6 protein-coding genes are annotated in these 11,385 nt (G+C 48.2%); all 6 read right to left on the bottom strand.

Annotated elements, in window-relative coordinates; translation table 11 throughout:
- Positions 1–20: 20 nt before the first annotated feature.
- The 6 genes from KQJ23_RS05000 to KQJ23_RS04975 all read right to left on the bottom strand — a co-directional run bounded on the left by KQJ23_RS05000 (position 21) and on the right by KQJ23_RS04975 (position 11,379).
- Entirely contained in the window at positions 21–914 is an 894-nt protein-coding gene (locus KQJ23_RS05000; protein ID WP_216477583.1) for a carbohydrate ABC transporter permease, read from the bottom strand.
- Between the two features lie 14 nt (positions 915–928).
- A complete protein-coding gene (locus KQJ23_RS04995; RefSeq protein WP_430522277.1) occupies positions 929–1,804 on the bottom strand; it encodes a carbohydrate ABC transporter permease in 876 nt (291 codons plus the stop codon).
- Between the two features lie 77 nt (positions 1,805–1,881).
- Entirely contained in the window at positions 1,882–3,201 is a 1,320-nt protein-coding gene (locus tag KQJ23_RS04990; RefSeq protein ID WP_216477581.1) for an extracellular solute-binding protein, read from the bottom strand.
- 96 nt (positions 3,202–3,297) lie between these two features.
- The gene (locus KQJ23_RS04985) at positions 3,298–4,794 is read right to left on the bottom strand and encodes a response regulator (RefSeq protein ID WP_216477580.1); all 1,497 of its coding nucleotides are present in this window, start codon (positions 4,792–4,794) and stop codon (positions 3,298–3,300) included.
- Positions 4,791–6,545 (bottom strand): sensor histidine kinase, encoded by a 1,755-nt coding sequence (locus KQJ23_RS04980; protein WP_216477579.1) that lies wholly within the window; start codon positions 6,543–6,545, stop codon positions 4,791–4,793. The genes KQJ23_RS04985 and KQJ23_RS04980 overlap by 4 nt, the downstream gene beginning before the upstream one ends.
- A gap of 595 nt (positions 6,546–7,140) precedes the next feature.
- Complete coding sequence (locus KQJ23_RS04975) at positions 7,141–11,379, bottom strand: heparinase II/III domain-containing protein (RefSeq protein ID WP_216477578.1); 4,239 nt, start codon at positions 11,377–11,379, stop codon at positions 7,141–7,143.
- Positions 11,380–11,385: the final 6 nt, after the last annotated feature.

Raw genomic sequence — 11,385 nt, 5'->3', positions numbered from 1 at the left:
CTAATCAGCGGCGGCTAAGCTTAACCTTTAACAGCACCAGCGACAACGCCCTTCATGATTTGTTCCTGAAAAATCAGATATACCACGATCGTCGGCAATACAGATAGAGCCATAGCCGCCATTGTCAAGGCATAGTCCGTACCAAATCCGTCGGAGAAGATGGATAAGCCCAAAGGGATGGTCTTCAGCGACTGCTTATTGATGAACACCAACGCAAAAGCAAAGTCGTTCCAATAGCGTAAAAACCCGAGAATCGCTACTGTTGATAAAGCCGGAAGCGCAAGAGGCAGCATCATGCGGGTAAAAATCCCCCAATAACCGACACCGTCCATGATGGCAGCCTCTTCAATCTCCTTGGGAATGGTGGACATATATGCTGAAACAACAAAAATGGCAATTGGAAGCTCAAAGCAGGTATAAGGCAAAATTAGTGCCCAGTAAGTGTTAAGAATTCCCACATTTTTCATCATGATAAACAAAGGAACGAGTGTGCTATGAATTGGAATCAGCATACCGACTACAAATAATCCACTGACAGCCCCTCTAAACCGAAAGGTAAACCGAGACAAGACGAAGGCTGTCAATGCCCCCAAGAACAAGGTCAGCACAATTGCCGACACGGTTACAATGATTGAGTTAATTGTAGCTCTCCCCATTCCGGAGAGCTCCCAGGCGCGGATGAAATTATCAAATTTAATCGCCTGCGGTAGCGCAAACGGATGATCGTAGAACTCCTGATTTGTCTTGAACGCGCTGATAAACAACCAGTAAAGCGGATATAGGGTAACCAGTGCATAGCCGACCATCAGCAGATTTACGAGATACTCCCCGCCTTTTGACAGGAATGATTTCCCCTCATTTCGGCCCGTTCCAGGCAGACCGCGCTTGGATCTCAGCGTCATGGAATTCTGCATGCCCCTCCCCCTTTCTATGCGTCCTTGTTTCTGAACAACAGTTGGCTGACAGCGATTAATCCGCCGCTAATCAGTACAATTGCAGTAGATACCGCTGAGCCGTAACCATATCGGTATACGTTAAAGGTGTTGTTGTACATATAGGTGGCCAGCAATTCCGTGGATTGCGCCGGCCCGCCGCCAGTCATGATGAACACCTGATCGAAGGCTTTTAAGCTGCCCGCAATGCACATGACAATCACCACGTTAACCGTGCCGCGAATCATCGGAAGAGTGACGTAGAATAATTTCTGATATGGCTTAGTACCATCAATTTTGCAGGCATCCTCAACTTCTGACGGGATGTTCTGAATTGCAGCGATAAACATGATGAGGTAGGGACCAATAAAATTCCATATAATCGGAACGGACACCGCAAGCATATTCACGGACGGATCTGACAGCCAAGGGCGTGTCCAGGAGCCCAGCCCGATATTTTCCAGTACCGTATTGACCAAGCCAAACTGCGGATGATAAATATAGCCCCAGATTAAGCCAACAACTACGGTGGAGAGCACCATGGGCATAAATACCGCACTGCGGATGAAGCGGTGCAGCATGCTGCTCTTTCGCAAGAGCAGCGCCAACACCAGTGCAATAGGTACTTGACCGAGGATGGAGGCAGCAACAATGATCAAGTTGTTTCTAAGCGCTCTCCAAAACACAGGGTCACTTATTGCCTCAAGGTAATTTTCCAGGCCAATGTAGCTGAGTGAACCAATCCCCTTCCAATCAAAGAAGCCATAGTACATCGACCAAAATACAGGGATCACTACAAAGAAAGCGTAAAGAATCAGGGAGGGGAGGAGAGCCAACGTCACAAAGCGTTTGAAGTGCATAGTAGATATCAAGGAAATCCCCCTCAGACAGAGTTGTTCATTCAAAAGAGTTTATTGACAAGCTATAGATTCAGACCCTATCACCGTTTTCAATACTTTTGGGCATCCTGCACGCTTTGAGCTATCGCAGACGGATCGCCGCCCATCATCAATTCCTGCAGCCCGTTGTTCAGCGCTTCTGTAGCCGCCGAAGACATATAAGCGTCATACACAGGAGTGAATGCTACCCCAGAGACCAAATCATAAGCCTTCATGAATAATGGCGTTGACTTTGCAGCATCCATTTCCACCTTATAGTTGACTAGAATATTGCTTTCAGCGATGGCCTTTTGGGCCTCTGGTCCGCTAATTGTGTAAATCAATTCCAAAGCGGCATCGCGTGCTGTGCCCTCCACTTTTTTGTTCAAAGCAAAGCCGGTGCCTGTCGAAGCAGATAATGATTTGGCTTCACCTTTGCCGTCCGGGACGGAAGGAAAGACGGTAACGTCGACTTTATTTAAAAAGGATTCGGAGGCGGTGGAAGCAAGATTTGTCAGCGTCCAGTTACCGCCCATGGTCATTGCTGCCTGCTCCTGAGAAAATAGCTGCTCGGCCTGGGCATTATCAATGGAATTCGCTCCATCCTGGAATGCACCCGCATCTACAAGCTGTTTGAAATAGGTCAGGGCCTGAACGAATTCAGGATCGGTAAAGGAAGCTCCCTCCTTATTCACTGCACTCAGGAACCATTCCGAGCCAGTCACTCGATCTCCCAAGGTGGAGATGATCGTGGAGTTGGCCACCCAATTCGCTTTGTTGCCTAGTGCAAACGGAATAATGTTATTGTCTTTGAAGGTTTGAATTGCCGTCATCAATTCGTCCCACGTCTCAGGAACCTTGACGTTATACTTTGCAAACAGCTCCGTATTGTAATAGAGAATGGAGGAAGGAGACAGGTTGACCGGTGCGGCATAAACCTCGTCCTCAAACGTAAGAGCGTCAAATGCTCCAGGAAGGAAGTTGTCTGTCCACTCCGTCTGATGAGCAGCAAACAAATCGTCAATTGGCTGAATAAGTCCGCCGTTGTAGAACTCGGCAATCATACTGCCTGGATTCGTCAGAAATACATCTGGCAATTCGCCCGCTGCGGCTACCGTCTTCAATCTTTGCTTGTAGCCGTCAGACGGAATAGCCTGAACGTCCAGTGTTACTTCAGGATGCTCCGCAGCATATTGATCAATCAAGCTTCTCATCGTTTTGGCCCGTTGATCATCACCGGAGAAATTGTGCCAGATCGACAGGGAGACCTGCTGAGTCCCGCCATTCGATACCGGGGTGTCCTGGGAACCGCTCTCCGCGTTCTTCCCTCCACAAGCAGCTAATAACACAACCATCACTACGGCCAGACAAATAGACATTGTTTTTCTCATTTCTTGCCCTCCCTTTGAAAGTGGTTACATGATTATTGTAAGATGGGCCAGAAAACCAGATAAGGGGCGAACGTCAAGGTTAAGGGGGGGTATCTTTCAGCTTTGCCCCCGAAAACCTGACGGCGTTTGTCCGGTATGCTTCCTGAACAGCTTTTTGAAATGCTTCAGGTCACTGTAGCCGACCAGGTTGGCAACCTCTCCAATCTTTGCCGGGGTCTCCCGCAGAATAGTCATGGCCTCCTCCATTCTCTTTCGAACCACGAATTCGCTGAAGTTTTCTCCAGTCTCCCGTTTAAACATCTCACTCAAATAAGTGGGATGAATATGAACATGGCGGGATACTTCACCAAGGGAAAGATGGCTGTCCAAATTTTCCCGCACGTACTCAATTACTTTTTGAACATGAGAGGTTTTTCCGGAAGAGAGCAAATTGTACATTTCCATCATCCGTATCAATTGTTCAGCAAAAGCCTCCTCCGAGAAAGGGCGGCTTGCTGCTTCCGACTGCTCCTTGGTTGTGCTGACTTGCCCGGACTTCCCCAGGGAGTCTGCTACTCTCTCCAACCAGCGGTAACCGGCAATAACTATAGATTGCAGGAAGGTTTGCAGCGAAGCCGGAGTAAGCTGTGGATCCCTGCGAAGAAGCTCCAACAGCTCGGCTGCCCATTGCTTGGCTTCCTGCGGGTTTCCGCTTTTCAGCATCCCTATCAGCTGTACTTCTTCCTCTTGGCTGCAAAGTGTCCTGATGCCCTTTCGGTTTGCAATTTGCTCAAAAGCAATATGGCGCTCCCCCTTTAATATCCAATGGAACTCCAGAGCAGCAACGGCTTCACTCCATGAACGGTTTAAGCTGTTCAAAGCAACTGCCGCACCACCTGAGCCGGAGATCAAACGGATTCTCAGCTTTCTCTCCAGCTCGACAAGTCTGCTTCCCGGACGCTCCGCTGCGTGTAAAGCTCGCACCACACATATCCATTGGTGACCGTCCTCAACAATGACATTTCCGAGAGCTTGCTCTAGCTGATCGTAAATTTGTGATTGGCTAACGTCAGGAGCATCGTCGACAGCCACAATTAGTACCTGCAAAGGATATTTTCCATCTACGCTCTCTTTCAGGGCAGGGTAACATTTTAACAAGGACTCCTGCTCCTTCGTACTGAGCTCCTGCTTGGTAAGCAGCAGCTTCTCCAACAAACGCGGCCCCCCCAAGCGATTTTGTTGATCCAGAATCACCTGCCGCATTCGATGAGCCGCACGCAGAATTTCATCCGGCTGGCACGTCTTCAGCAGGTAATCACTTACTCCGTCCCTAAGCGCCTGCTGGGCATATTGAAACTCATCGTAGCCAGACAAAATGACCACCTGTAAGTCAGGATAGGCAACCTTGGTTTCCTTCGCCAACTCCAAGCCGCTTTTTCCATTCATCCGTATGTCGGTAAAGAGGATATCCGGACGCTCAACGGGAATGCGCTCCATCGCTTCCTCCGCGGATTCGGCCGGCTTCAGCATTTCAAAGCCCTCCTTCCCCCAATCGATCACCTTGCTGATGCCCTCACGAATAATCATTTCGTCGTCCACGATAAGTACCTTCATTGCTGTTCCTCCTTTTGGTCAGGGATCACAAAGGATACCTTTGTTCCCCGGCTAAGGTCGCTGTCCAATTTAAGCCCGTAGCCAGGACCATAATGTAAAATCAGTCGCTGATGAACGTTTCGCAATCCGTAGCTTCCCTGCTTAAGCACAATTTCCCGTTCTTCGTCAGCTTCTGAGATCAGTTCACTTAATTCTGCCAGCTTGCTCTTCTCGATCCCGGCGCCGTCGTCGGATACTGTAAAGCAGGTTCCCATTTCTGACTTCTCCACCTGGACCCCAATATTTCCTTTCCCTTCTTTTTTCAGAACACCATGCAAAATAGCGTTTTCAATTAACGGTTGTAGCAGCAGCTTCAGCATCGGTTGGTCCATCAATACCGGATCCACACGAATCTGAAAATCAAAGCAAGCAGGATATCGGATCGACTGAATGTTGACATAGCTTTGGGCATGCTCAATCTCTTGGCGCACCGTACAGAATTCGCCCCCACCATTCAAGCTGAATCGGAGAAATTCACTAAGCGAGCCTACCATTTTTGCAATTTGATACTCTTTATTCAGCAAAGCAAGCCAATTAATCGACGACAGGGTATTGTATAGGAAATGAGGATTGATCTGCGCCTGTAAAGCCAATAAATCGGCTTCCTTCTTCAACGCTTCGTTGTGTTTTACCTGATCGGTCAAATTTCTTATCCGTTCGGTTAATCTGTTGTAGCTGCGCATCAACTGCCCCACCTCGTCCATCGTTACTACCGGCAGCAAGGGAATCGGCTTTTCAGGATTGGCTAGGTTCAAATATTTAACTAAAGAAGAGAGAGGCTTGGTTACTCTTGATATCAGCAGCAACAGAAAAACGAAGGACAACACGATAGCAATCATAACTGCAAAACCGGTTAAGGAGAGTACATAGCGGTTCTGGGCGCTGTATTCCTTAAACGGTATAACCCCCACTAGTGTCCAGTCCATCGAAGGAACCTTATAGTAAAGCACTGTGTTGTCCTTTCCGCCGCTGTTAAACGCCCCTTCCTCTGCCATCCTGCTAGGAAAGTCAGGTAAAACGCTGGCAATGGGCAACTGGAGGTTTGCAGAATCCGTGCTAGAAATAATCTTCTGATCCCTGTCCAGGAGTAAGATATATCCGTTTCCCTCCAGATCAGATTTTCTTAATAATCCGGCCACAACCTTTTCATCAAGACTAATTGTCATCTCTCCAATGTACTGGTAGGTGCCGATTTGCTGAATCGGACGCATTAGGGAAATGACTCGCTTCGTCCCCGTAGCCGTGATGTCCTCATACAGCGAAGTCCAAACTTTCCCTTCCATCGGGGATGACTTGCTGGTCTGGATCGGATAACCGCTGCTAAAAACGGTGGTCTGGGCAATAGTAGGCTTTTCGTTGTAAGAGCGAATTTCAATATTGGCGATGTACTCTTTGGTATAAGCCAAATTCATCAGAAAGCCATAAATAGAAGACTGCAGCAAGGAATCGCTCCTTGTCCCCCCAAGATAATCCTGAATGTCATTATCCCCGATCAAAAAGATCGACATATTCTCTATGTCCTTGGTCATGAATTCCAGTTGGGTGCGAATTTGCCGCAATGTGTTCATGCCGGCTTGCTTCGCTTTATCCTCCGAAATTTCCGTGGCAATATAATAAGAAAAAAAGCCAAAGCATAGCAACGGCAGCACGGTCGATACCATTACCATCAGTGAAAGCTTATGCTTTAAAGAACGGCCAAAAAAGCGTCTCATCATAAAACTCCCCCACTCCATCAATGTAAGCGCTCCATTTAATAGAATGTGTCAGAAATGCTTACATCAGATTTTTTTCGACATTTTTTTCGTTTATCATAGCACTTTTTTGAACTTTGAAAAGAACACAATTAGTTATTTTTAAACAAATACATAACATCAACATAACGCAAGAAAGAACGGTGGGTATTCTATTGCCCACAAAAAAGAAGCAGCCTCCCGGATTGATCGAGTAATTTGCTGCCCAAATTTTAAAAGTTCAAAAAAATGTTTGATTTTAGTCACAAAATGTTCAATAATTAAGTAAGACACAAATTGTTCACATTTAATCAACGACGAATGAAGGAGTTGAATAAGTATGTGGGAACCTGGGAGCAGCAAGTATAAGGGCAATGTATTTGGTATCATTATCGGACTGGGGATCTTCTATGCCGTTTTTTATATCGTGTTTACTTTGTTTGCGATTCATGGATCATAGAATCACAATGATGTAACCGCTAACATAATAGTGTGCTGAAGCACATATGAATGGCACAGGAATAGTCCTGTGCCATTCATATTTTTTTTACATTTATTGATTTATCCCACCAAAAATTTATAGGGTCAAGCTAACCATCACAAAGCCGTTATCCTCTGTGTAATCTACCTCTACTCCGTTCCATTTAATCGTGGTCGCAGCAGGAGCATATACCACGGCGCTTATGCTATCCAACCCTTCAGGTTGCACAACGTTAATCGTGAGCTCACCGTTCTCAAAATCGACCGCAAGCTGAATATCCTCTGCGGTATAGCTCTGACCATCGGTGAAGTAATATTGCAGACTTCCAGCAGTCTCTGCCTCTTTTTTATAATAGAAGACCTGAGTCTGCCCATTCAGAAGCTTCACTTCAATCTGGTCTGCCTCCGTCTTGCGTACAGCTTGAATCTGACTGGAGCCACGGTGTGGCTCAAGCACACTGACGAACTGTACATTTTGCGCTTGTACACGATGGATGAGCGTTGGTGTATAGACGTCCGTGAAGTTACCCGGCCCTGGCGCCTCTCCGACAATCATTTGTGAAGTCTCCGTAGGGGAACTAGTCAGACTAAACAGCTTCAAGCCGTTGCCCGCAGGCGTGGCCCATGCTCCTTCCCAAGCACCGGATACCTGTTGCACGTTGCCATTGCGGAAGAAGGAATAGGCGTCCTTGGTCCCAAGCGGCCCTTCATAGGGCTCCATCTCGGTTCCGGGTATAAATGCACCCATTCCGTGCAAGATCCAGTCATACTGACGTTCTGTCTGCGAATCCACACAGAACAGATCAATCAGGTAGTCCTGCGTAACCGCCACCGTTCGCTCATACCGCTCTAACCCGGTATAGGCCTTGGTTGAAGTGTTCGTCATGAGCTGAATCGGAGCAGATTGCAAGAATAGCTTGGTAGGCTCATAGATCTCAACATTGTTCTCACTAGGAATTTGTTGAGTGTCCCCATCAATCAGAACCGTATTGTGAGCAAAAGATTTTTTATAATAAGATTCATACATCGAATTACTGTAAGGGGGAATGCCAAGGTCGGGCGCCAAGCGCTCTCCCTTGCCGAAGATCTCCAGATGCAGCTTGTCGGGATGGCCGTGATAACCTCCATGCAACCCGTAATCCATCAGAACATATAGCTGATCATCACCCTCGCCAGCGCGCAGCACCGAATGACCTATCCCCGTAAAGTTCATACTGCTCGAAGGCAGAGAGGCATCCCCCGGGATGATCGGATTTCCATAAAACACGGCCTGTTCGCCCGCGATTCCGGAAGAGGTGTTACCCGGTACCACAAAGCCGCCCCGCACCCTTTGGTTATCTGTATACAGCTTATGGAGCAATGCCCCATACGATGGGTCGGCATAATGAGCAAATACAGCTTCATAATCCATCGGTACCACTCGGCCCGGCGCTGCCAGGCTGGTCGGATATTTCCCCGAATCGTTGCCGTTAATAATCCCCAGGTCGGGAAAGGCATATTGAAGCGTAACATCATACATCTTCTTGAAGTTCGGACTAGCAAACAAGTCGTATTCCGTGCCTTGCAGAGCTTGTGCATGATGATACAGGGCAGATTGGGCATAGAAATGGTAGCCAATCGCTCCCTCGTACCAGAATCCATCGGTCAGTACGCTATGGTTCATCTGGAAGTTAAACCCGCTGCGCCCATTCACAGAGAATTCAATTAAGTCCTCATCCTCCAACAGCGCTCCAATCGAGCCTATCGCTGCGTTATGCCAGGTCTGCCAATTGGATTTTCCGGTATCATAGATTTGCAAGGTCTTGGCAGAGGCCAGCAATAAATTCTGCTCTATGTCATATTTCTCAGCATCGCTGAGTAAACCACTAGGCTCGATCAGGTCATAGGCGTGTACAAGAGAGATGATCTGCACGGCTTCATCCAGTGATTGATAATAAATCTTGCCATTTAGCGGCTGTAGCGGATAGCTCGGGTATAAGGCTGCATACTTCAACAGAATTTCCTTGGCCTTCTCCGCATACTTCTCTTCACCAGTTAGAGCGTAGACCAGCGAGAGATTACGGGCAGCTTCAATATTCACCGTATGGGCAGTGAACCTCCACCCTGCGTCCAGATCATCGCCGGTATGCCACTCCCCGTCTACCGGGCATAGATGCTCATGTGGCTTGTCATAGTTGAATACTAGCGGTGTGTCTCCGCATACGTACAACGTACTTTCGCCGGCTGGCTTGGCTGGATAGTGCATCGTTCTATTCACCCATTCATCTGCCTTAAGACGAATGGCATCTACATAATCGTTAGCCCAATCATAGTTAGCTATCTTGGCTCTGGCCTCATTTAGCTGCTCCCGAGAGACCATGACATAGGGATGCTGCTTCATTATCATTCGTGGCACTCCTACTGTTAGATTTAACTCAATGGTCGTTGCCTTGCCTCCTTGCAGCGGACGGATATTCAGCACTCCCCGCCGCATCTCGCCGGTCTCGGCAGATGCAGGTACCGTCACCTGGACGGTAACCTCAGTCTCGGCTCCCACCGCAACCACAGGCGTTACAGTCGGAAGGCTCACCTCGTAACCCGGTCCGAATGCCGTGCTTAGCGTAAGTTCATAACCGGTGTCTGAAACGCCTATATTTTTGAAAGAGAAGGGATATTGAACCACGCTGTCCGAGACTACCTTCTTATCAATCGAACGGATGGACGGCTCGATGGAATTCTTGGTTAATGCCAGACCGTCGAAGTATAGCTTATCGTCTGGATGAGGGGCAGGATCTGAATTATACCAACGGGGATGGATAATCAACTTCTGAATATTCTCCAAATCAGCACTTCCGTTAGAATTCAAAAATTGATGAAATGGCAGTTCAATCTTCTTCCAACCCTGCCAATCTACGAAAAACGAGCTCATAAAATATTCATTACCTGGAATACTGTCATCCGGCGCGCTCATGATAAAGTAGATTTTCTTGCCCGAGGCCGTCTCGGAATACAGCCAGAATTCAATCTGGTCATTGCCTGTCCAGAGGGCTCCCGTAATATCCGTAATATCAATGGGCAAGGTCGGGTCCTGCCACTGGCCGGCAAAGCTTCCCAGCACAGCAGGTTCCGGCACTGCCCTTGTATTGGTCCACCCACTGAAGGTCTCCGTGTCGCTGACAGATATACTGGAACCTCCGGAGTGGTCTATATGGTAAGTGTGCCTGATCTCTTCACTACTTTTCCCGTCCAGTTCTGCCCTGGTCAGAATCGTCTGCGAACTGCCTACAGTTATCGGCTCCGTATAGAGCCGATAAGCCGTATCTACTCCTTCGACTTGATAATAGACTGCCGCGCCAACCGTAGCCGAGCTTAACGTAACTTGTTTGGGTTCGGCATAAGTCCCGGCAGCCGGACTAGCGGTGACATTCTTCACTACATCACGGTAAACAAAAGTATAGTAGAATGTCGATTCCGCGCTATCCACATCTTGAAGTGAGACCTTCGTAGTCAGGATAGTATCCGAGTTCAACACGATAGGCCCTGTGTAGAGCTGATAGCTGGTATCGATCCCCTCTCTTTGGTAATAGATCTTCGCCAGGGAAGAAGGCTTCGTCTGGCTCGACAGAGTGACCGTGACTTGATTGACGTATTCACCGGAGGACTTGTCCGCGGTGACCGGATACAGTTCACCGTCTCCGGTTAGCCGGATACCATCCAGATACATCATTAACTCGGGGTCTAGCGTAGTACCTCCAACCCCCGCCTGATCAAAGCGGACGTAGTCCAGCGCTCCCCACGCCTTGACGCTCGCCGAACTCTTCTGCGTCTTCACTACATCCAAGGGAATTTCAATCTCTTGCCACCCGGTCCAGTCCAGCGGGAGCCGGTAATAATAGTATTCGCTATCTCCCTTCATGAAGAACCGGAGCTGAATCGGCTTGTCCGCCTGATCGCCGGTACGGGCCTTCACATTATATGCCCAGAATTTAAGCTTACTGTAACCGTTAAGATCAACGTTTGGTGCCAGCTTCGTATAGATGAGAGCCGCTCCTGCCATGTAAGCATCAGGATTAGTTGCATCTGGATTAATGGCCAGAAGCCACTTCTTGGAGCCTGTGCCTTCCTTGATATAAGCCGGGTCTGAATTGGCAACCAGGGCAACGCCGGCTGTACCAATCGTATCGCCGGTCGAGTTGCTCGCTGAATCCATATCGTTTAACGGCAAGGTATACGGTACAGCTACAGGTGTATTTGCGGCTTCTGCGCCATTCGCAAATATAGAGGCTTGAACGCTCATAACGAACAGGAGCGCGGCGATGACTGCCGCTATTTGCCGGTTCAATCTGTTCATAACCATGTGTTC

The organism is Paenibacillus brevis, from assembly GCF_018919145.1.
GTDB lineage: Bacteria > Bacillota > Bacilli > Paenibacillales > Paenibacillaceae > Fontibacillus > Fontibacillus brevis.
Note: the sequence above shows the minus strand (reverse complement) of the source record. Positions and strands in the feature narration are given on the sequence as shown.

Coding starts and splice junctions, on each gene's coding strand:
- KQJ23_RS05000 (WP_216477583.1), bottom strand. CDS start 914: ATGCAGAATTCCATGACGCTGAGATCCAAGCGCGGTCTGCCTGGAACG.
- KQJ23_RS04990 (WP_216477581.1), bottom strand. CDS start 3,201: ATGAGAAAAACAATGTCTATTTGTCTGGCCGTAGTGATGGTTGTGTTA.
- KQJ23_RS04985 (WP_216477580.1), bottom strand. CDS start 4,794: ATGAAGGTACTTATCGTGGACGACGAAATGATTATTCGTGAGGGCATC.
- KQJ23_RS04980 (WP_216477579.1), bottom strand. CDS start 6,545: ATGAGACGCTTTTTTGGCCGTTCTTTAAAGCATAAGCTTTCACTGATG.
- KQJ23_RS04975 (WP_216477578.1), bottom strand. CDS start 11,379: ATGGTTATGAACAGATTGAACCGGCAAATAGCGGCAGTCATCGCCGCG.